The 21,620-nt window shown below is 73.8% G+C and carries 15 protein-coding genes and 1 pseudogene; 12 read left to right on the forward strand and 4 right to left on the reverse strand.

All coding sequences use genetic code 11. From position 1 onward, the window contains the following. Window positions 1-320: 320 nt before the first annotated feature. From GEV43_RS09515 to GEV43_RS09560, 8 genes and pseudogenes are all read left to right on the forward strand, one after another. Window positions 321-1,073 carry a TetR/AcrR family transcriptional regulator gene (locus GEV43_RS09515; RefSeq protein WP_160820369.1) on the forward strand — a complete coding sequence of 251 codons (753 nt, stop codon included), beginning with the start codon at window positions 321-323 and terminating at the stop codon, window positions 1,071-1,073. 285 nt (window positions 1,074-1,358) lie between these two features. Continuing rightward, window positions 1,359-4,517, forward strand: coding sequence for a M14 family metallopeptidase (locus GEV43_RS09520; protein WP_160820370.1), 3,159 nt, complete (start codon window positions 1,359-1,361; stop codon window positions 4,515-4,517). Window positions 4,518-5,090: 573 nt separating this feature from the next. Further along, window positions 5,091-5,684 carry a sigma-70 family RNA polymerase sigma factor gene (locus GEV43_RS09525; protein ID WP_160820371.1) on the forward strand — a complete coding sequence of 198 codons (594 nt, stop codon included), beginning with the start codon at window positions 5,091-5,093 and terminating at the stop codon, window positions 5,682-5,684. Window positions 5,685-6,021: 337 nt separating this feature from the next. Further along, window positions 6,022-6,500, forward strand: a pseudogene (locus tag GEV43_RS09530) (SSI family serine proteinase inhibitor). A gap of 142 nt (window positions 6,501-6,642) precedes the next feature. Continuing rightward, the gene (locus GEV43_RS09540) at window positions 6,643-7,068 is read left to right on the forward strand and encodes a CBS domain-containing protein (protein WP_160820374.1); all 426 of its coding nucleotides are present in this window, start codon (window positions 6,643-6,645) and stop codon (window positions 7,066-7,068) included. Between the two features lie 136 nt (window positions 7,069-7,204). After that, the gene (locus GEV43_RS09545) at window positions 7,205-8,005 is read left to right on the forward strand and encodes an ANTAR domain-containing protein (protein ID WP_309239546.1); all 801 of its coding nucleotides are present in this window, start codon (window positions 7,205-7,207) and stop codon (window positions 8,003-8,005) included. A gap of 141 nt (window positions 8,006-8,146) precedes the next feature. Beyond that, entirely contained in the window at window positions 8,147-10,381 is a 2,235-nt protein-coding gene (locus GEV43_RS09555; RefSeq protein ID WP_241682840.1) for a SpoIIE family protein phosphatase, read from the forward strand. Between the two features lie 157 nt (window positions 10,382-10,538). Then, the gene (locus tag GEV43_RS09560) at window positions 10,539-11,165 is read left to right on the forward strand and encodes a DUF6328 family protein (RefSeq protein WP_175250011.1); all 627 of its coding nucleotides are present in this window, start codon (window positions 10,539-10,541) and stop codon (window positions 11,163-11,165) included. Between the two features lie 48 nt (window positions 11,166-11,213). On the opposite strand, the gene proS is transcribed toward GEV43_RS09560, so the two are convergent. Then, window positions 11,214-12,662 (reverse strand): proline--tRNA ligase, encoded by a 1,449-nt coding sequence (gene proS, locus GEV43_RS09565; protein WP_309239547.1) that lies wholly within the window; start codon window positions 12,660-12,662, stop codon window positions 11,214-11,216. Between the two features lie 117 nt (window positions 12,663-12,779). Between proS and GEV43_RS09570 the strand changes: the two genes are divergently transcribed. Further along, window positions 12,780-14,504 (forward strand): proline--tRNA ligase, encoded by a 1,725-nt coding sequence (locus GEV43_RS09570; RefSeq protein ID WP_160820376.1) that lies wholly within the window; start codon window positions 12,780-12,782, stop codon window positions 14,502-14,504. 79 nt (window positions 14,505-14,583) lie between these two features. Then, window positions 14,584-16,227, forward strand: coding sequence for an ABC-F family ATP-binding cassette domain-containing protein (locus GEV43_RS09575; protein ID WP_160820377.1), 1,644 nt, complete (start codon window positions 14,584-14,586; stop codon window positions 16,225-16,227). Between the two features lie 45 nt (window positions 16,228-16,272). Here GEV43_RS09575 and GEV43_RS09580 read toward each other — a convergent pair whose 3' ends face one another. Further along, window positions 16,273-17,205 (reverse strand): VanW family protein, encoded by a 933-nt coding sequence (locus GEV43_RS09580; protein ID WP_160820378.1) that lies wholly within the window; start codon window positions 17,203-17,205, stop codon window positions 16,273-16,275. 573 nt (window positions 17,206-17,778) lie between these two features. Then, window positions 17,779-18,000 (reverse strand): DUF6158 family protein, encoded by a 222-nt coding sequence (locus GEV43_RS09585; RefSeq protein ID WP_160820379.1) that lies wholly within the window; start codon window positions 17,998-18,000, stop codon window positions 17,779-17,781. Between the two features lie 123 nt (window positions 18,001-18,123). Here GEV43_RS09585 and GEV43_RS09590 point away from each other — a divergent pair, with 123 nt between their 5' ends. Both GEV43_RS09590 and GEV43_RS09595 read left to right on the forward strand, forming a co-directional pair. Continuing rightward, entirely contained in the window at window positions 18,124-18,567 is a 444-nt protein-coding gene (locus GEV43_RS09590; protein ID WP_206681107.1) for a 2,4'-dihydroxyacetophenone dioxygenase family protein, read from the forward strand. Beyond that, on the forward strand, window positions 18,564-19,778 hold the full coding sequence (locus tag GEV43_RS09595; RefSeq protein ID WP_160820381.1) for a cytochrome P450: 1,215 nt from the start codon (window positions 18,564-18,566) through the stop codon (window positions 19,776-19,778). Before GEV43_RS09590 ends, GEV43_RS09595 begins: the two co-directional genes overlap by 4 nt. 51 nt (window positions 19,779-19,829) lie before the next feature. On the opposite strand, the gene GEV43_RS09600 is transcribed toward GEV43_RS09595, so the two are convergent. Further along, complete coding sequence (locus tag GEV43_RS09600; protein ID WP_309239548.1) at window positions 19,830-21,485, reverse strand: phosphatase PAP2 family protein; 1,656 nt, start codon at window positions 21,483-21,485, stop codon at window positions 19,830-19,832. Between the last annotated feature and the right edge of the window lie 135 nt (window positions 21,486-21,620).

A 21,620-nucleotide genomic window follows, 5' to 3' on the forward strand; every position in this document is an offset into this window, starting at 1 on the left:
CCCCTCCCCGGCGGCGGCCGGGGGGCCGTCCGGGCCGGTGGCCTGCTGGGCGGACGTCGTCTGCCGGCGTCGAGCGATGACCACGCGGACCCCTCCCTCGGGGTGTGACTCATTTCACTGGCAACCCACGGTCAAAGGGACGTTACCTCGCGTGACGATTCAGCGCTGGAGGTATGCGCAACTGGCGCGCGCGGCGGCCCGACCCGGCCAGACGACCGTTGCCGTACCGGGTCGGACCAGGCATAATGTGTGAGTACTCACTCAAATGGGACGCAGTGCGCGCCGTGCTACTGTCCAGCCGCACGGAAGGGGGCGACGAGGTGGCACCGGCGACGGAGACGATGCGGGACCGGATCCTGGCGGCGGCGATCCAGGTGATCCGCGGCCGGGGGATCGTCGCCGCGACCACCAAGGAGATCGCCCGCACGGCCGGAGTCTCCGAGGGCAGCCTCTACAACCACTTCGACAACAAGACCGCCCTGTTCGCCGCCGCGCTCGCCGAGGTCACCGGCACGGCCCGCGCGGCGATGGCGACGCTGGCCGGCGCGGTGGGCGAGGGCACCGTCGAGGGCAACCTCACCGACCTCGCCGCGCGGATGACCGCGTTCTACGGGGAACTGCTCCCCATGACCGGCCCGGTCCTGGCCGACCCCGAGCTGATCGCGTGGCTGCGCGCCGACGGCCCCGCCCGCGCGCAGGCCGAAAGCCGTTCCCGCGCGCGCAGGGGCCGTCCCGCCGCGCAGGAGCCCGCGCGAGCGCTGGGAGCGCCCGCCGGGCCGCCCCAGCCGGACGGCCCCCATGGAGGCGGTCCGTTCACGGCGGCGAGCGGGCCGGTGCTCGGGCACGCGGGGCTGATCGGCTACCTGGAGGCCGAGCGGAAGGCGGGGCGGATCAACGACGGCGCTCCCCTGCCGTACATCGCGGCGGCCCTGCTCGGCGGATGCCAGCAGCACGCGTTCCTCACTCGGCTCGCGGGCCCGGAGGCGGTGGCGGACGGCGCGCGCCTGCCCGCCGCCCACGAGGAGTTCGCCTCCGGCCTCGTCCGGACGGTCCTGTCAGGCCACCTTCCGTAACCGGGCGCTCTCGGTGGCCCGGGATTTTTCGACCGTTCCAGACCGTTGGCGATTTCTGCCGGAAGAACGGCGCGGACCGTAATTCGGTCGGCTTTTATGGCTCATCCGCGCGCGACTTCTCGATGTCCCGTTCCAAGACGGCCGGTGACGTTCCAACCAGGCATTCGGTGCACACTCCCCACCAACTGACCGAATGCGGCAAACAACACTGAAGCCACATTGACACCCCTTTCTCCCCGGCAGACGATCACGCAGCCCCCGTTGTGATCCAGCCAGGGAGGCGCGATGACGCGCAGGCAGTTCCGGCACGGCAGGTTCAGGCGCAAAACGCTCACCCCCATTCTCGCCGCGGCGGCGCTCCTGGCCGGAGCGCTGACCGCGGCCCCGGCGGACGCCGCCCCGAAGCCCGCCCCGAGCGGCGGACCCATCGACGTGTACCAGGGAGAACTGACCGCCGACCAGATCAAGCTGCTCGACCGCTCCGGCGTGGACCGCGAGAGCGTCGCGTTCGGCAAGGGCAAGGGCGACCGGACCCACGTCGAGGCGGTGATGAGCGGGGCGCAGGCCGCCGCGCTGGCCCGCCAGGGCGTGCCGCTGGGCGTGCGCAAGGTGAAGGGCAAGGACGCCGCGGCGCGCGCGAAGGCGCCGCAGAAGGTGTTCCGCCCGTACAGCGGGGCCGGGAACCTCCGCGAGGAGATCGTCAAGGTCGCCGCGGACCACCCCGGCATCGCGACGGCCGTGGACATCGGCACCACCAACCTCGGCAAGCCGATCACGGCCGTGCGCGTGAGCAAGGACGTCAAGTCGCTCAAGGACGGGCGGCGCCCCGCGGTGGTCTACCAGGCCACCCAGCACGCCCGGGAGTGGATCACGCCGGAGATGGTGCGCCGGCTGCTGCACCACTACGTGGACGGATACGGCTCGAACGCCGAGCTCACCAAGATCATTGACACCACGGACGTGTGGTTCGTCCCCGTCGTCAACGTCGACGGCTACGACCTGACGTTCGAGCCCGACTTCCGGCTCTGGCGCAAGAACGCCCGCGACAACAACGGCGACGGGAAGATCACCCAGGGCGACGGCGTCGACCCCAACCGCAACTTCCCCTACAAGTGGGGGTACGACAACGAGGGTTCCAGCGACCAGCCCGGCAGCGAGACGTTCCGCGGCGAGGGCCCGGCGTCCGAGCCCGAGACGCGGGCGCAGATGGGCCTCTACAAGCGGCTGCGGCCGAAGTTCCTGGTCAACTACCACTCCGCGGCGCAACTGCTGCTGCACGGCGTCGGCTGGCAGGCCCTGACCCGCAGCCCGGACGACGTGGTCCACGACGCGATGCTCGGCGACATCGACAAGCCCGCCGTCCCCGGCTACACGCCCGAGCTGGGCGCGCAGCTCTACACCACCAACGGCGACACCGACGGCCAGGCCGACAACGAGTACGGCGCGCTGTCGGTCACGCCGGAGATGGCGACCTGCGCCACCGCCGCCGGGTACGACCCCGACGACGCGTGGAAGCCCGAGGACTGCGGCAGCATCTTCGAGTTCCCGGACGACGAGAACCTGGTCAACCTCGAATTCCAGCACAACCTGCCGTTCGCCCTCGCGGTCGGGAAGTCGGCGCACACGCCCGACAACCCGGTGTCGGTGGTCGGGCGGACGGCCCCCGACTTCGAGACCGACGGGTTCTCGACGTCGTACGGCGGCACGCAGGAGGTCGCGGCCGTGATCCGCAGGTCGCTCGCCAACAAGGACCTGCACTACCGGATCAACGGCGGACGGGTCCGCCACGACGGCGCCCGCGAATGGCGCGGCGGCGAGCGGTTCGGCGACGAGAACGACCTCTACTACGCCGAGTACCGGGGCAAGGTCACCGGCCAGAAGCCCGGCGACAAGGTCGAGGTCTGGTTCGCCGGGACCAAGGGCAGCAAGCGCGTCGAGAGCCGGCACTTCACCTACACGGTCCGCGACCAGCGCAAGGCCGACGTGCTGGTGATCGCCGACGAGGACTACAAGGGCATCAACCCGACGTACCCGGCGGGCACGAACGCGCCGAAGTACGGGCAGAAGTACGGCGACCTGGTCAAGGCGTCCGGGCACAGGCCGCTCGTGTGGGACATCGACAAGGACGGCGCGCCCCACGACCTCGGCGTGCTGAAGCACTTCAAGGCCGTCGTCTGGTACCTCGGCGACAACCGGCTCACGCAGGACGCCGCCGACGACCCGGTGCGGACCTACCTCGGGAACGCCCCCGACTCGCAGGTCGCCGACCGCGCCAAGGAGCTCGTGCTGTCCGTCCGGTCGTACCTCAACGAGGGCGGCAAGCTGCTGCACACCGGCGAGACCTCCGGCTACAACGGGCCGCTCAACAGGCGCAACGGCGGCGGCATCTACTACGGCCTGAAGGGCCACCACGAGAAGCCGTGCGTCGTCACGAGCAACTTCCGCGACGACTGCGAGCTGCTGTCGGACGACTTCTTCCAGTACTACCTGGGCGCGTACGACCGGCAGCTCGTCGGCAAGCCCACCGAGTTCGTCGGAACCAAGCGCCCGTACGACGGCGCCGAGGCCGGCCTGTCCGGCACCCCGTCCAACCCGGTGAACGAGGCGGGCGGTTTCCAGGTGACCTCGACCGTCCTGCCGAAGGGCGCCTTCCCGCAGTTCAACAGCTGGAAGGCCGGGGACTACACCGGCGCCGCCGCGCCGTTCGAGCCGATCGAGGGCGCCTGGTACGTCGCGGGGACGCACCGCGACGGGCTGTACCGGCGGCTGACCCGCACCGTCGACCTGTCGTCGGTGACCGCGGCGCAGGCCCCGACGCTCCAGGCCCAGCTCTCCTACAGCACCGAGACCGGGTTCGACAGCGTGATCGTCGAGGCCCGGACGCCGGGCGGCGACGACTACACCACGCTGCCCGACAAGAACGGGCGGTCCCAGTCGACCGTGCCCGCCGAGTGCGAGCAGGGCTACCTGCTGGCCATGCACCCGTTCCTCAAGCACTACCTGACGGGCGGGACCCCGTGCTCGAACACGGGCACCTCCGGCCAGTGGAACGCCCTCACCGGCAACTCCAACGGCTGGGTGCCGACGGCGTTCGACCTGTCGGCGTACGCGGGCAAGAAGGTCGAGGTGTCGATCGCGTACGTGAGCGACCCGGGCACCGGGGGCTCCGGGCTGTTCATCGACGACACCAAGGTCACCACGTCCGGCGGCCAGCTCGACGCCGAGGGCTTCGAGTCCGGCCTCGGCCCCTGGACCGTCCAGGGCGCCCCGGCGGGCAGCCCCGGCAACGGCGAGGAGTTCGTCCGCTCGCAGGCCCTGATCGACTCCGTCTCGGCGGTGGCGACCAAGGACAGCGTCCTGCTCGGCTTCGGCATCGAGCAGGCCAGGACGTCCGGCGAGCAGCGGACGCTGATGAGCCGGGCCCTGCGCCACCTGCTCGGCTGACCCCGTCCGCTCGCGGGACCGGCCTCCGGCCCCGCCCGTGACCGCCCCGCGGCGGAGCCCCGGTGATCCGGGCTCCGCCGCGGGGCGCCCAGAGCCCCGAGGGCCCCGGACGCCTCCACCGCCCGGGGCCCTCGGCCGTCCGGGGTCCTCGGCCGTTCGGGGTCCTCGGCCGTTCGGGGTCCTCGGCCGTTCGGGACCTTCGGCCGTTCTGGCGGCGTATACCGTGTGGGCAGGGCGTGGCAGGACATTTACCCCTCTTTTGTGATTGACGTCACGCAACCCACCAGGCCACGCCAGGCGTCTTACTCCATGGGAACGCCACCGACCAGGGGGCGCCCGATCGCGCAAAGGCCCGCGACGTCCCGTACGACGGGGTCGCCCTGGCACCCGCCCGATCCGCGCCCTCCCGCTCGGCCCACCCTCCAAGCGCGGCCGAGCCCCTGCCGGCGAGACCGGCGTCCCGGCGCGTGCGACGCGGCACCGCCCCGGGACACGAAGGCACGCCTAGCCGTTCGCCCGGCGCGTGCGCACGCCACCGGCCCTTTCCAGGGCCACGACCTACGGGGGAGCGAGATGACCGCTGTCACCATGCCCGCACGCACCGGGAGCGCCGAGCCGGCCGCGATGGAACGTTACGAACGCGACGTGCTCCCGTACGCCGACCCGCTCTACCTGACCGCCGTCAGGATGACCCGCAACGCCGCCGACGCCGAGGACCTGGTGCAGGAGACGCTGACCAAGGCGTACCTCAACTTCCACCAGTTCCAGGAGGGCACCAACCTGAAGGCGTGGCTGCACCGCATCCTCACCAACAACTTCATCAACACCTACCGCAAGAAGCAGCGTGAGCCCCAGCGCGCGGGCTCGGAGGAGCTGGAGGAGTGGCAGATCGCCCAGGCCGAGGCGCACGCGGCCGGGTTCCGCTCCGCCGAGGCCGAGGCGCTCGACCGGATGCCGGACGGGGAGGTCTCGGCCGCGCTGCGCGCCCTCCCCCGCGACTTCCGCGACGCCGTCTACCTGGCCGACGTCGAGGGCTACGCCTACAAGGAGATCGCCGAGATGATGGGCACCCCCATCGGCACGGTGATGTCGCGCCTGCACCGGGGCCGCAAGCAGCTGCGCGAGTCCCTGGCCGGGCACCGCCGCACGCACACGCTCGCCGCGTGATCCGGCCGCCCGCCCATGCCCCCGGCCCCTGACCGCCCCGCCCGCGTCCACTCGGCCCGCGACCGCCCTGCCCGTCCGGTCCGGCCCCCCACCCCCTTCCCGAATGTGATCCCGCGGTTGCCCCGTGACCGCGGGATCACTCGTCTCCGGACGGCGGTCCGTACGGCGGCCTGCGCGGCGTTCCGTACGGCGGCCTGCGCGGCGTTCCGTACGGCGGCCTGCGCGGCGGCCTGCGCGGCGGTGCGTACGTGGACCCGGGCGCGCGAAACCGCCCGCACATAGCGTGTTCGAGTGGATACATTGAGCGATGGTCCGTTATCGCTCATCGGGAGTATCCATGCCGCACCTCGTCGCCACCGCGCTCGCCGGAGCCGCGCTCGCCCTCCTGCCCGCGGTCCCCGCCACCGCCGCCACCTCCGCCGCCACCTCGACGGTCACCATCGCCGCACCGACCCCGCCGACCCCGCCGACCCCGCCGGCCGGGGCTTCCGCGCCGTCCGCGCCGGCGGGCAGGGGCACCGCGCTCCGGCTCACGCTCACCTTCCCCGAGCAGAACGCCTCCGGGTCCCGTACGGTCACGCTGGCCTGCGACCCGGCGGGAGGCAGCCACCCGCACGCGCCCCAGGCGTGCGCGGACCTCGACCGTTCTCGGGGAGGTTCGAGCACGAGCCGGACGGCCGGGCCTGCACGCTGATCTACTCGCCCGTCGTCGCGCAGGCCGCGGGAAGCTGGCACGGGCGGCCCGCGAAGTTCCGCCGGGAGTTCCCGAACGACTGCGTCATGCGTGCCCACACCGACTCCCTCTTCACGTTCTGAACGGGGCGCAACCCCTTACCCCGAAGGGCTTGCGGGGCTCGGCACGGCCAGGTCTGCCAGGCAATGCCGCTCCACCGGAATAGGGTCGCGCGCTGTGGGTAGGGCGCGCCTAAGTCACACGACCGGGGAAGGTGTGCTCGCGATGTCACGCAAGGTGAGCGACGTCATGACCGCGGGCCCCCAGGTCCTGCCACTCGACGCCACGCTGTACGAGGCGGCACGGATCATGCGGGACGAGGGCATCGGCGACGTTCTGGTCACCTACGCCGGGCGGCTCTGCGGCGTCGTGACCGACCGCGACATCGTCGTCCGCGCCGTGGCCGAGAGCCGCGACACGAGCCTGACCCCGCTCGGCGACGTCTGCACGGCCGACCTGACCACGGTCGCGCCGGACGACGACACCGACACGGTCGCGCGGCTGATGGAGGAGCAGGCCGTCCGGCGGCTGCCCGTGGTGGACGGGCGGTACCGCCCGATCGGCATCGTGTCGCTCGGCGACCTCGCCCTGACGGAGGGGGCGGGCCCCGGCCCCCTCGCCGAGATCAGCAAGGCGCCGCCGAACAACTAGGGCGCGGCCGGGCGCGGACCCGGAAGGGCGCCGGGAGGACGCGATGAGGCGCGGAGAGGCCGACCGGGAGAGCGGGCCGCGCGGTGCCTACGCGGACCGGTACGAGGACGGCGTCCCGCAGGATAACGTCAAAGGCGTGTCTCCCACCGGAACCGTCCTGACGGACAGGCTCGCCATCGAGATCGCCCGCCTGGGCGTCGTCGGCGAGTCGTCGGACGTGGGCACGCTGCACCGCGTCACCGAGCTGGCCTCGCGCGCCGTCCCCGGTTGCGCGGGCGCGTCGAGCGTCCGCTGGGCGCTGCCGGCGGCCCACGCCGTCGCCGCGGACCCGAGCGCCGACCCCGGCTCCGCCCGCAACCCCCGCGCCGCCGGCGGGTACGCCGACGACGAGCGGCCCGAGCCGCTCGCGTCCGCGTCCAGCCATCCCGACCTCGCCGAGCTGATCGACCGGCAGCTCTCGCGCGGGCACGGGCCGGTCTACGACGTGGTGCTCAACCGCAGGATCGTGACGTCCGAGGACATCCTCGCCGAGGCGCGCTGGCCCGAGGCGACGGGCGACATGCTCCGCCGCGGGGTGCGCTGCTTCACCACCTCGCCGCACCTGAACAAGCCGGTCCTGGTGACCCTCACCCTGTACGGCGTGACGCCCCGCTCCCTCGGGCCGGGCCAGCACGCGCTGGCGTCGCTGCTCGTCGCCCAGGGCAGCGCCGCGGTGACCAACTCCATGCAGTTCGACACCGTCCACAGGACGGCGATCCAGTTGCAGGAGGCCGTCGAGTCCCGCGCGGTCGTCGACCAGGCCAAGGGCATCCTCATGCACGCCCTCGGCTGCGACGCCGACGAGGCGTTCGCGGAGATGAGGCGCATCTCCCAGACGCGCCACGTCAAGCTCACCGCCCTGGCACAGCGCATCGTCGGTGACCAGGGACTCCGTTAGACCACGGACCAGATCGAGAACTAGGCCCGCCGGTCGCGGCGGGCATAAGCTGCCCACTGCGGTCCCCGGCGACCGTGGAACCGCCGGGCCGGGGAACGATCGGGTCCGGTATGACCGTGCCCCCGGACCCAAGGAGCCCGAATGCCCGACCAGCCCGACCAGCTGGAACCCGAGAGCGTCCTGCGGGAGATCGACGACCTGGAGGGCCGGATCGGCGAGCTCCGGCAGGCCGCCGGGATGCCCGAGCCCGACCTGCGGGTGACCCTCGACGCGGCCCTGGTCGAGCTGGAGCTGGCGCTGAGCGCGCTGCGCACGCTGGGCAGCGACCACAGCGCCGGGGCCGGCGGCTCGGCGGCGGCCGAGACCGAGCGCCGCGTGCTGCGCACGGTCTTCCAGGACGCCCCGGTCCCGCTGTTCGTGCTGGACCGCGACACGAGCGTCCGGCGCGTCAACCGGCAGGCCGCGACGCTCCTCGGCACGTCCGCGGGCTACGTGTCGGGCAAGCAGTTCACGGCGTTCTGCGATCTGGCCACGCGGGCGGCCCTGCGGTCGCAGCTCGCCGCGGTCGTGCGCACGGGCCTGCGGCGGCGCGTCCCGGTCCGGTTCCTCGGCCGCGACCAGCCGATCGACGCCGTGGTCACGCTGGCCCGCGTCTGGATCCGCGGCGAGCCCGACCCCATGGTCGTCGCGGTCGCCGGGTCCAGCGGCGGCCCGGCCGCCGACTCCAAGGGCCCCGGCGCGGCGGCGCGCACGTCCGAGGCGGCGTCGGCCTCGGAGGCGAACGTCCCGCCCCCGGCCCCGTCGCGAGGCGGAATGCCTGACTCCGGGAAGCCGGGAGCCGCGAGCGGCGGCGCGGGCGGCGGCGGACAGGCGTCCGGAGGGCCCCGCCCTGGAGGGCCGGGGCGGCGGCAGGGCGGCGCGCAGGCGTCCGGAGCAGGAACGGGCACGTCCGGAGCGCAGGCGACGGCGGCGCTTCGAGGCGCCGGCGGCACGGGCTCCGCGCAGCGTGACGACGAGGCCGTCGCGACCGTCGTGCACCGGATGGACGTGCTCGCCACGGCGTGCGAGCTGCTGCTGGACGAGCCCGTTCTCAACGAGACCGTGGCGATGCGCAGGTGCGCCCGGCTGCTGGCGGCCGAGCTGTCCGACTGGGCGTTCATCGACATCGTCGGCCATGACCAGCCGCAGGGCCAGGCGCAGTCGCAGGCGCTGGCCCAGGCGCAGGGCGGCGGGGCGGAGCGGCGGGACCAGGCGCGGCCGCAGGGGGCCGGCCTGCGGCGGCAGGTGGTCATCGGTCCCGAGGACGAGCCCGCGCACGAGGCCGCCCGGACCCTGGAGGAGCTGGCGCCCGCGCCGGAGACGCTGCCGTACACGGTGTTCGCCACCGGGCAGAGCGCCCTGCGGCCCCACGCCGAGGACCTCGACCTGCTCGGCACGTACCCGGACGGGCAGCCGGTACTGGCCCGGATCGGCGCCACGTCCGTGCTGTGCGTCCCGGTCGAGGACGGCGACCGGTGCATCGGCGCGATCACCCTGGCGGGCAGCGGCGAGCACGGACCGTTCGACCTGGTGGACCTCGGCGTCGTGCAGCGGCTCGGCCGCTACCTGGCGCTGATCATCCGGGCGTCCCGGCTGTACCGGCGGCGGGCGGAGGTCGCCGACACGCTCCAGTCCAGCCTGCTGCCGAAGGAGCTGCCCTCGATCCCGGGCGTCGCGCTCGGCGCCCGCTACATGACCGCGACGCACGGCGCGGAGGTCGGCGGCGACTTCTACGACGTGTTCCGCACGCGGGGCGGCGGCTGGGGCCTGGTGCTCGGCGACGTCTGCGGCAAGGGCGAGGACGCCGCCGCCGTCACCGCGACCGCCCGGCACTGCGTGCGGCTCGCGTCCCGCTGGAAGACCGAGCCCGCCGAGGTGCTGGGCCTGGTCAACGAGACGCTGCTGGACGAGGACCGGTTCGTGACCGCCGTCATGGCCGGGCTGTCCATGGACCACGACCGCGTCCAGGCCGTCCTCGGCACGGCCGGGCACCCGCCCGCGATCGTGGTCCGCGCGGACGGCCTGATCCGCACGGCGTCGCGGGGCGGCGTGCCGCTCGGCCTGTTCGACGACTTCGAGGCGGGTCTCGACACGATCGACCTGGGCGTCGGCGACACGCTGTTCCTGCATTCGGACGGCGTGCTGGACGCCTGCGACCTCTCGCGCGTCCAGTTCGGGCAAGAACGCCTGCTGGAGTCGCTCGCCGCCCACGCCGCCGACTCCCTGGACGACATGCTGAACGCCGTCGAGCGGGCCCTGCTGGAGTTCTGCGACGGCGACCTGCGCGACGACGTGTCGATGCTCGCCCTCCGCGTCCTGCCGCCGACCCTGGCCTGACCCCGCGCCCCGTACCGGCACGGCACGGCACGGACGCCACGGCACGGCGCGGACGCCACGGGCGGTACGGCGGGGAAGGGCTCTAACCCCCGGTCGGGGGCCTGGTGTGGTCAGGACGGTTCGACTGATCACCCGACTTCGGGGTAGATCGGCCGACATGAGCAGCGACTCCAAGCCCCGCAACGAGACCGAGCACGAACGGCTCGACCGGCAGTTGATGGAGCTGCTCCAAGGGTTCCGCGTGGCGGTCACCGGCGTGCAGGTGCTGTTCGCGTTCCTGCTGACCGTGCCGTTCGCGGTCGGGTTCAAGAGCGTGGACGACTCGGGGCGGGCGCTGTTCTACGTGGCGCTGTTCGGGGCGGCGTCCGCGTCGATCTGCTTCATCGCGCCGGTGTTCCAGCACCGGATCCTGTTCCAGCTCGGGCAGAAGCCGCTGCTGATCCGCCGCGCCAACCGCTTCGGCATCGTCGGCGCGCTCGCGCTGGCGGTCTCGATCACGGCCGCGACGGCGCTGATCATCGAGACGCTGGTGTCGGACGGGGCGGCCGTCGTCGCGGGGGCGGCGATCGCCGTGCTGGCCTCGTGGGCGTGGTTCGTCCAGCCGCTGCTGAGCCGCCGCACCGCCAACGGCCTGAGGGCCTCGGAGCTGCCGAACGACCCCGACGGCCTGGCCGACACCAACGATCCGGACGGCCCGGCCCCGGCTCCCGGGGACGGCCTGGGCGGGCGTTCGGACCTGACCGACCGGACCGGCGCCGGGAGCGGCGCGCTCGGCGACGACTGAGCGCCGGCGGCCCCGCGGGCCGCCGGCGCCCGGTGCGCGGCTTCCGGGTCAGTACGCCTTGCCGAAGATCACGCGCTTGCCGTAGGCGGACGGGGCGCCGCACTTGACGCACACCCCGGTCTCCTCGGGGGCCTCGGCCGGGATGACGCGCGGGGTCGCGGCGGTCTCGGCCTTGATCTCGTCCTCGCACTCGGACCGGCCGCAGTGGAACGCGCGGGCCCAGCCGGTGGCCACCTGGGCGGTGAACGCGTCCCAGGAGTCGACGGCGGCGGTGCGCTCCTCGCGGAACGCCTCGGCGCGGGCCAGCAGGAACGACTGGAAGTCGGCGAGGATGCCGGGCAGCAGCTCGGGCACCTTGTCGAGCGGGATCTGCTCCTTGCCCTGGCCCTCGACCGTCGGGAGGCGGCGGGCGACGGTCGCGACGCCGGCCTCCAGGTCGCGGGCGCCGAGCTCGACGCGGACCGGGACGCCGCGCATCTCCCACTCGTTGAACTTGAAGCCGGGCGAGAGCTGCGGCCGGTTGTCGTCCACGTGGACGCGGATGCCCATCGACCGGATCGCCGCGCCGAGCTTGCGGGCCTCGGCGGCGGTCCGCTCGCCCTGCTCCTTGCGGCCGATCGGGACGATCACGACCTGGTACGGCGCGAGCCGGGGCGGCAGCACCAGGCCCTTGTCGTCGCCGTGCGTCATGATCACGCCGCCGATCAGGCGGGTGGACAGGCCCCAGGAGGTGGTGTGGGCGAGCTGGAGCGCGCCGGCCTCGTCCTGGTACTGGATCTCGAACGCCTTGGCGAAGTTGGTGCCGAGGTAGTGCGAGGTGCCGGACTGGAGCGCCCGCCCGTCCCGCATCATGGCCTCGATCGTGTAGGTGCGCACGGCGCCCGCGAACCGTTCGCCCGGGGTCTTCTCCCCCGCGATGACCGGCATCGCGGCCAGCTCGCGCGCCACGGAGGCGTACGCGTCGAGCGCCCACATCGTCTCGCGCATCGCGTCGTCCTCGTCGAGGTGGGCGGTGTGGCCCTCCTGCCAGAGGAACTCGGTGGTGCGCAGGAACATCCGGGGCCGCATCTCCCAGCGCACGACGTTGGCCCACTGGTTGAGCAGCAGCGGCAGGTCGCGGTGCGAGTCGATCCACTTGGCCATGTACTCGCCGATGACCGTCTCGGAGGTGGGCCGGACGACCAGCGGCTCCTCCAGCTCCTTGCCGCCCGCGATCGTGACCACGGCCAGCTCGGGCGAGAAGCCCTCGACGTGCTCGGCCTCGCGCTTGAGGTAGGACTCCGGGATGAACAGCGGGAAGCAGGCGTTGTCGTGGCCCGCGTCCTTGATCCGCCGGTCCAGGTCGGCCTGGAGCAGCTCCCAGACCCGGTAGCCGTACGGTCGGATGACCATCGTCCCCCGCACCGGGCCACGGTCGACGAGCTGGGCCTTGATGACCAGCTCGTTGTACCAGGCGGAGAAATCCTCACTCTGCGGCGTCACACCTTCTCGACTCACGCAGACGAGGGTACCGACAGCGGCGCCCCGGTCAGCACTCGATTACCGGTTCTGCCTTGGGCGATCCCCCGTTCCGGACGGCCGGTCGGCGGGCCGCGCCGGTGTTAGCCTCCGCCAATGCGCTGGTCCCAGATGCACGTGCCCACGCTCCGCGACGACCCGGCCGAGGCGGACGCGGCCGGCCACCGGCTGCTGCTGCGCGCGGGGTACGTCCGCCGGCTGGCGGCCGGCCACTACTCGCTGCTGCCGCTCGCCGTACGGGTCCGCGCGAAGATCATGGCGATCGTCCGGTCCGAGATGGACGCGATGGGCGCGCAGGAGATGCTGCTCCCGGCCCTGCACCCGGCGGAGCCGTGGCGGCGGTCGGGCCGCTGGGAGCTGATGGGGCAGGAGATGTTCCGGCTGCACGACCGGCGGGGCGCCGACCACGCCCTCGGCATGACGCACGAGGAGATCTTCGCGACGGTCGCGCGGGAGATCGGCTCGTACCGGCGGCTGCCGCAGCAGTGGTACCAGTTCCAGACCAAGTTCCGGGACGAGCCGCGCCCGAAGGGCGGGCTGATGCGCACCCGCGAGTTCACGATGAAGGACGCCTACAGCTTCGACCTCGACCGGGACGGGCTGGACGCCTCGTTCGCCGCCTACCACGCGGCGTACACGCGGATCTTCGAGCGGCTCGGCATCCCGGCGCTGCCGGTGGAGGCGTCCAGCGGCACGATGGGCGGCGCGGGCTCGACCGAGTTCATGTGCCCGGCCGAGGTCGGCGAGGACCTGATCGTCCACTCCCCCGCCTGCGGCTACGCCGCGAACGTCGAGCGCGCCACGTCCCGGCTGCCGGAGGCGGACGACGGCCCGGGGCTCGCCGCGCCCGAGCCGTTCGACACCCCGGGCGTGCGGACGATCGGCGACCTCGCCGCGGGTTTCGGCGCGCAGGCGGCGGCCGACCGGCAGATCAAGACGCTGGTGTACGTCCTGGACGGCCGCCTCACGCTGGTGCTGCTGCGCGGCGACCACGCCCTCAACGAGCAGAAGCTGGTGGACGCGACGGGGGCGGCCGAGCTCCGTCCGGCGCATCCGGACGAGATCAAGGAAAGCCTCGGCGCGTTCCCCGGCAGCCTCGGCGCGGTCGGCGTGACCGGCCCGCCCGTCCTCGCGGACGAGGCGCTGCGCGGGCGCCGCGCCATGGTGACCGGCGCCAACATCGACGACGTGCACCTGCGCGGTGTGGACGTCGAACGGGACATCGCCGTCGGGACCTGGGCCGACCTGCGGGAGGTCGCGGCCGGGGAGCCCTGCGTCCGCTGCGGGGAGCCGCTGCTGGTCGAACGGGCCATCGAGGTCGGGCACATCTTCAAGCTCGGCGACCGCTACGCGCGGGCGCTCGGCGCGGAGGTGCTCGGCCCGGACGGCGAGCGCGTCCCCCTCGTCATGGGCAGCTACGGCATCGGGATCGAACGGGCCATGGCCACGATCGTGGAGGTCCACCACGACGACCGCGGCATCGTGTGGCCGGTGGCGGTCGCGCCGTTCACGGTCGCGGTCGTGCTCGCCCAGCCGGGCGACGCGGAGGTGACGGCCGCCGGAGAGTCGCTCTACGCGGCGCTCGGCGCGGCGGGGGTGGAGGTCGTGATCGACGACCGCGACGAGCGGGCGGGCGTGAAGTTCCGCGACGCCGAGCTGACCGGCATCCCGTACCGGGTGACGGTCGGCCGCCGCGGGCTCGCGGACGGCACCGCCGAGATCACCGCCCGTGCGACCGGCGACACGGTCAAGGCGCCGCTGGACGAGGTCGTCGCACGGCTGCGGGAGAAGATCGGGCGGCCGCGGGAGAAAAGGGTTTGACCCGTCCGGCCGCCCGTTCCCAGACTCGGGGGCGTGGCCGCGCCCGGACGGGGCGGCACGACGCGAGAGGGGCGCGGCGGTGGGGCACGTAGAGGTCGGGCACGTCAGCCATACGCTGCCCGACGGGCGGACCCTGCTGAGCGACGTCTCGTTCCGGGTGGGCGAGGGCGTCACGGCGGCGCTCGTCGGTCCGAACGGCGCGGGCAAGACCACGCTGCTGAGACTGATCGCCGGGGACCTCCAGCCGCAGGAGGGCACGACCGCGCACAGCGGCGGGCTCGGCGTGATGCGGCAGTTCGTCGGCAACGTGCGCGACGAGTCGTCCGTCCACGACCTGCTGCTGGGCACGGCGCCCGAGCCGGTGCGGGCGGCGGCGGCCACGCTGGAGGCGGCGGAGCTCGCGATGATGGAGCGCGACGACGAGCCGGCGCAGATGCGCTACGCGACCGCGCTGACGGGGTGGGGCGACGCGGGCGGCTACGAGGCCGAGGTGCTGTGGGACGCGTGCTGCGTCGCGGCGCTCGGCGTCCCGTACGAGCGGTGCCGGTGGCGCGAGGTCAAGACGCTGTCGGGCGGGGAGCAGAAACGGCTCGTCCTCGAAGCGCTGCTGCGGGGTCCCGCCGAGGTCCTGCTGCTCGACGAGCCCGACAACTACCTCGACGTCCCCGGCAAGCTGTGGCTGGAGGAACGGCTCCGCGAGACCGCCAAGACCGTTCTGCTGGTCTCGCACGACCGCGAGCTGCTCGACCGGGCCGCCGACCGGATCGTGACGGTCGAGGCCGGGCAGGTCTGGGTGCACGGCGGGCGGTTCTCCACCTACGCCGAGGCGCGCCGCGACCGCAACGAGCGGCTGGAGGAGCTGCGGCGCCGCTGGGACGAGGAGCACGCCAAGCTGAAGCAGCTCGTCACCATGCTCAAGCAGAAGGCCGCCTACAACAGCGACATGGCGCCCCGCTACCAGGCGGCGCAGACGCGGCTGCGGCGGTTCGAGGAGGCCGGTCCGCCGGAGATCCCGCCGCGCGACCAGACGATCAAGATGCGGCTGCGCGGCGGCCGCACCGGCAAGCGCGCCGTGATCTGCGAGGGGCTGGAGCTGACCGGCCTGATGAAGCCGTTCGACGTCGAGGTCTGGTACGGCGAGCGCGTCGCGGTGCTGGGCTCGAACGGCTCGGGCAAGTCGCACTTCCTGCGGCTGCTCGCGGGCGTGGCCGAGGTCCTGCCGCGCGGCGCGACGCCGGTCGCGCCGGTCGCGCACTCGGGGACCGGACGGCTCGGGGCGCGGGTCGTGCCGGGCCTGTTCGCGCAGACCCACGCGCGGCCGGACCTCGCCGGGCGCACCCCCTGCGAGATCGTGATGACCGAGCACGCGCGGCTGCGCAACGACGCGATGGCGGCGCTGGCCCGCTACGAGCTCCAGGTGTGCGCCGAGCAGCCGTTCGAGACGCTGTCGGGCGGCCAGCAGGCGCGCCTCCAGATCCTGCTGCTGGAGCTGGGCGGCGCCACGCTGCTGCTGCTCGACGAGCCGACCGACAACCTGGACCTGGCGAGCGCCGAGGCGTTGCAGGAGGGCCTGGAGTCGTACGAGGGGACGGTGCTCGCGGTGACGCACGACCGGTGGTTCGCGCGCTCGTTCGACCGCTTCCTGGTGTTCGGCGGCGACGGCTCCGTCTACGAGTCGGCCGACCCGGTGTGGGACGAGTCGAGGGTGACGCGGGCCCGCTGACCGCGAACGCGGCGGCGCCGGTGGGGAACGGGCCCGTTCACCCGGTCAGACGCACTTGAGCCTGGTCTGCGACTGGTAGACGGTGTGGAACTTCTCGCGCCGCACCTCGCGGCCGTTGCTCGACAGCATCCGCCACACGTCGATCTCGAAGCCGCGCCCGCCCCGCGACGGCACGCACTTGCTGCCGTGGTCGGTCGCCGAGTCGAACGCGGTGAACCCGTACGGCTTGGACGTCCTGGACCGCACGTCGTAGCGGCGCGTCCCCCACAGCCGGATGGTGAGCGAGTCGCCGGTGAACTCGGAGGTGATCGCCACCGGGCGGCCCGAGTCGTTCCGCCAGGTGAGGTCGAGGCTCGGGTAGGCGACGGCGGCCTCGCGGCCCTTGGGGTACTCGGGCATCCACAGGCCGTGCGCCCGCGCGTCGCGGATCTGGAGGCCCGCCTCGAAGACCGCGTTGTAGAGGGTCGTGGAGACCTGGCAGATGCCGCCGCCGAGGTCGTTCACCAGGCGCGAGCCGACGATCGTCGGCGCCGGGACGTAGCCGCGCCGCTTGGTGCGCGGCCCGACCACGCGGTTGAACGAGAACGTCCTGCCGGGCTGCACGACCAGGCCGTCCAGCACGCGCGCGGCGATCTCGATGTTGCGCACGCGCGGCTCGCCGGGCGTGAACCGCGTGGTGAACGAGCTGATCTCCCGCGTCGCGCCCGCCGCCCGCATCCGCGGCGTCACGCGCGCGGCCGCCCGGTCGGCGGGGGCGGCCACGGCCCGCGCCCGGTTCCGCTCGGCCGCGGACGCGCCGGTCTCGCGGGGCACCATGAGGTACGCGCCGAGCAGGACCATCGTCACCAGCAGCGAGACGGCCACGAACGGCCACCACCGCACGGCGCACTCCGGCAGTCCGGGCTGGTCGCCGCGCCACCGCCGGTACCGGCCGCGCTGCGCCCGCGCGACGTTCCGGGCTCGACGAGCACGCGCCACGGACCACACCCCCAGAAGTCGATCTTCCGCACCCTACGCAGTCAACGGCCGCGTCACACGGGCTCGGAGCTGCCCGGACGGGACTGTGACGATCCTTACAGCGACCTGACAACGAGTGCGGGCAGGTCGAGCGCTCCTTTGCCCAACGCCCACGAGCAACAGACCGCGACCAACCCAACACGCTCAGCAACCAAACCTCCCACATCGCAACCCCAAACCCCAACCCAACAAGCCAACTCCCCACCCCGAAGCGTCCGCGAAGCCCAGAGCGCGCGAAAGCGGGGACGCCACACGGGACGGGCGCACGGAAGCCCGGGAGCGGCGGCCCGGGAGCGGCGGCCCGGGAGCGGCGGCCCGGGAGCGGGGGCGCGACGCAGGACGGGGCACGCGGAGGCCCGGGGCGTGGGCGGAGAGCGCGCGAAACCGCAGGGCAGGGCGCGCGGCGAGGAGGGCGGGAGGGGACGGGGGCGCGAGGCGGGCGCGCAAAAGCGGGGGCGGGGGCGGGCCGCGCGGAGAGGCGGGATTGGGCCGGGGCCGGGGGACGGGCCCTGGGCTCAGCGGCGGGTCAGCGGGTCAGCGGGTTCTGGCGCCGTCACGCAATCGGAACGGGTCGATCTCGCGGGCCGGGTAGCGGCGCAGGTATTCGGCTTCGAGCTGGTTCATCCGGCGGGTGTGCTCGCCGAACGCCTGGTCGGCGGCGTGCCGGAGCGCGTCGAGGCGGGTGTCGTACAGGTGGGCGAGCTCGCGGAACAGGTCGTCGTCGTCGAGCACGCCAGGGTCGATTCCGGTGGTCATCTCACCCCTCCAGCGTTGCGGCGACCCCATGGTCGCGCGGTCGCCGATCTCCCTACCCGGTGCCCGGCGGGCGAACCGCCGGGGGCCTTGCGCGGGCCCGTTGCCCCAACCTAGCGTTTGGTCATGACTGAGACGCTGGGGCCGCCGGTCGGCCATGTCCACTCCGACGAGCTGCCGTGGGTCTCCGCCGGGCCCGTCGGGTTGCAGGTGCTGCGGGTGTCGCCGGCCACCTGGGTGGTCCGCAACCGGTTCGAGGCCGGGTTCAGGCTGCCGACGCACAAGCACACCGGGTCGGTGCACGCCCACACGTTCTCGGGGCGGTGGCGGTACGCCGAGTACGGGATCGACTACGTGGCGGGGACGTTCATCCACGAGCCGCCCGGGTCCGTCCACACGCTCACGGTGGAGGAGGACAGCGACATCCTCTTCGTCATCGAGGGCGCGTTCATCGAGTACGACGCCGAGGGCAACATCAGCGGGGTCGTGGACGGCGAGTCGACGCTGAACGCCTACTACGCGCTGTGCGACGCCGCGGGGATTCCGCGGCCCAAGGGCATCCTGCCGTGACCGGAGCGGCCGGGGCCGGGGCCGGGGTTCCGCGCGACTTCCCGGACGGCTGGTTCGCGCACGGCCACCCGGCCGAGCTGTACGAGCGGCTCAGGGAGCCGGGCGGTCTCGTCCGGCATCCGGCGCCGCCGGACGGCGTGCTGTGGATCGCGGGCGGGCACGCGGAGGTGCACGCGGCGGCGGCCGACCCGGCGGCGTTCCGGTCCGCGGACGGGATCCTGCTGGCGGAGATCGGGCACGCGTACGACGCGCCGCCGACGATCATGCACACGGACCCGCCCGACCACACCCGCTACCGGGCCCTGGTGGCGCCCGCGTTCCGGCCCTCGGTGACGCGGCGGCTGGAGGGCGCGGTCCGTGAGCGGGTCCGCGCGCTGCTGGCCCCCGTGGCCGCGGGGCGGGCGTTCGACGCGGTCGGGGAGCTGGCGGTGCCGCTGCCGCTCCAGGTGATCTGCGCGCTGCTGGGCGTCCCGGAGGACGACTGGCGGCGGTTCCACCGGTGGACGGAGGCGATCGTGCCGGGCGCGGCGGAGGGCCTGTCGGAGGGTGAACGCGACGCGCTGCGGGTCGAGTGCGGCACGTACCTGCTCGGCACCGCGCACGAGCGGCGCGCCGACCCCCGCGACGACGTGATCTCCCGGCTCGCGCTGGCGGAGCTGGACGGGGACCGGCTGACGGACCTGGAGCTGGTGATGTTCCTGATCCAGCTCCTCGTCGCGGGGAACGAGACGACGCGGCACGCGATCTCGGGCGGGCTGCTGGCGTTCGCGGAACGGCCGGACCAGTGGGCGGCGCTGCGCGCCCGTCCGGAGGAGCTGCTGCCGACGGCGGTCGAGGAGATCCTGCGCTGGACGTCCCCGGTGGTCTACTTCCTGCGGACGGCGACGCGCGCGGTCACGCTGGGCGGTACGGACGTGGCGCCGGGCGACCGGGTCATGCTGCTGTACGGGTCGGCGAACCGCGATCCCGCCGCGTTCGGCCCGGACGCGGACGCGTTCGACGTCGCGCGGCGGCCCGAGGCGTCCGGGCTGGCGTTCGGGTTCGGGCCGCACTTCTGCCTGGGCGCGGCGCTCGCCCGCATGGAGATCCGCATCCTGCTGGAGGAGCTGCTGGCGTGTCGCGAGGAGGGCCTGGCCCTGGCGGGCACCCCGGCGTACAACGGCTCCTCGGTGGTGACCGGCCTGCGCCACTGCGCCCTCACGCCCGCGTGACGTCCGCCCGCGGCGTGCCGGAGCCGCACCGGCACGCCGCGGGCGGCCGGGTCAGGCGCGCTGCGCCGGAGGCAGGAAGACCGTCAGCGCTCCGGCGGCCTTCGTGATGCGGACGGTCGCGGGAACGGTCGAGACCTCGCCGTCGTGCGCGAGGCGCAGGCCGTCGCCGGCGGCGTCCAGCTCCAGCGACTCGGCGCTCCAGGCCCGGTAGCCGGGGACGACGTGCAGGTGCCCGGCCAGGATCGCGGCGACCGCCCGGACCCGCGGGACGCGGTCGCCGGTGGTGATCATGCGGATGTCGAGGCGGCCGTCGTCCAGGTGCTCGCGCCACGACGGGGTCGCGCCGCGCGCGCCGTAGTCGCCGTTGCCGACGAACGCGAGCCAGACCTTGCGGCGCCGCCCGTTCACCGCGATCTCGACCGGCTCGGAGTGGCGCAGCGTGCGGACGGCGGCGACGGCGAGCGCGGGCCACTTGCCGAGCCGCCGCTCCAGGCGCCGCCGCCGGTCGACCAGTTCGGTGTACGCGCCGAAGCTGGCGGTGTTGAGGAAGAGCAGCCCCTCGTCGCCCTCCTTCCGGACCGGCGTGACATACGCCACATCGACGCGCCCGAGCACGCCGTCGCGGTAGGCGGCGAGCGCCGCCGCCGGGGTCTCGACGCCGAGCGCGCGGGCGAAGTGGTCGAACGTACCGCCGGGCATCACCAGCAGCGGGACGCGGTGCCGCAGCGCGGCGCGGGCCGCAGCGTTGACCGTCCCGTCGCCGCCGACGACGGCGAGCACCTCGGCCCGCCGCGCGGCGCCGTCGAAGACCTTGTCGAAGTCGTCGTCGCGTTGCAGCCGGACGACCTCGGCCGCGGGCAGGTCGCGTTCCAGCAGGGCGAGGGCCATGTCGGCGTGGCCGGGCACGAGGTTCAGCCCGGTCTCGGAGTCGGCTCCGGCGCCGGGGTTGACGACGGCGACCATGCCGGTGCCGTCCTCGGCGACCGAGACCCGTTCGGACGACGAGCGGGACACCCGGGCGACGGGCGGGCGGGCCGGCCAGGCGAGGCGGGTGCCGAGGCCGGCGACGACGCCGATGCCGAGCCCCGCGAGCACGTCGCCGGGGTAGTGGGCGCCGGTGTAGACGCGGGAGAACGCGACGGCCGCCGCCGTGGCCGCGACGGGCACGGCGAGCGCGGCCGGGGCTTCGAGCGCGACGCCGGTCGCGAACGCCGCGGCCGAGGCCGAGTGCCCTGACGGGAACGCGTGCGAGGTCGGCAGCGTCCACCGGATCCGGATCGGCGGCACGAGGTCGACGACGGGCCGTTTGCGGCGGAACGCCTGCTTGCCGACGATGTTGACGACCGGGCTGGCCACCGCGATCGCGATCGCGCCGCGCAGCGCAGCCCGCCGGGGCCGCGCCTGGGGGCTCGCGCCCATCGCCATCGCCGTGCCGAACCACAGGACCCCGTGGTCGGCGAGGCGCGACAGCCTCGGCAGGACGTACTCCAGGCCGGGCAGCCGCGCCGCCGCGACCCGGTCGAACGCCCGCCGGTCCAGCCGTCCGAGGCGCCGCAGCGGCCCGTTCGCGCCGCTGGCGGCCGCCGCGTCGGTCCCGCGGCACGCGGCGAGGGCGCGGCCCGCCGCGGCGGCCTCGGCCGCGCTGACGGCCGCGGCGCCGACGACGCTCATCGCGTCGCCCACCTCCCCGGCGCCGTCCTGGATCACCGTCGGGAGTTCACCGCGCCGGCCCGGCGCGGACCGTGCGAGAAGCGACGGCACGACCACTCTTAGTGATCGTTTACCTCGCCTTCCGTGATTGACGCGCATGACCCGGGTATCCCCAGGGAGCCGGACATGATT

Origin of the sequence: Actinomadura sp. J1-007 (assembly GCF_009793335.1) — a bacterium.
Taxonomy (GTDB): Bacteria; Actinomycetota; Actinomycetes; order Streptosporangiales; family Streptosporangiaceae; genus Spirillospora; species Spirillospora yumaensis.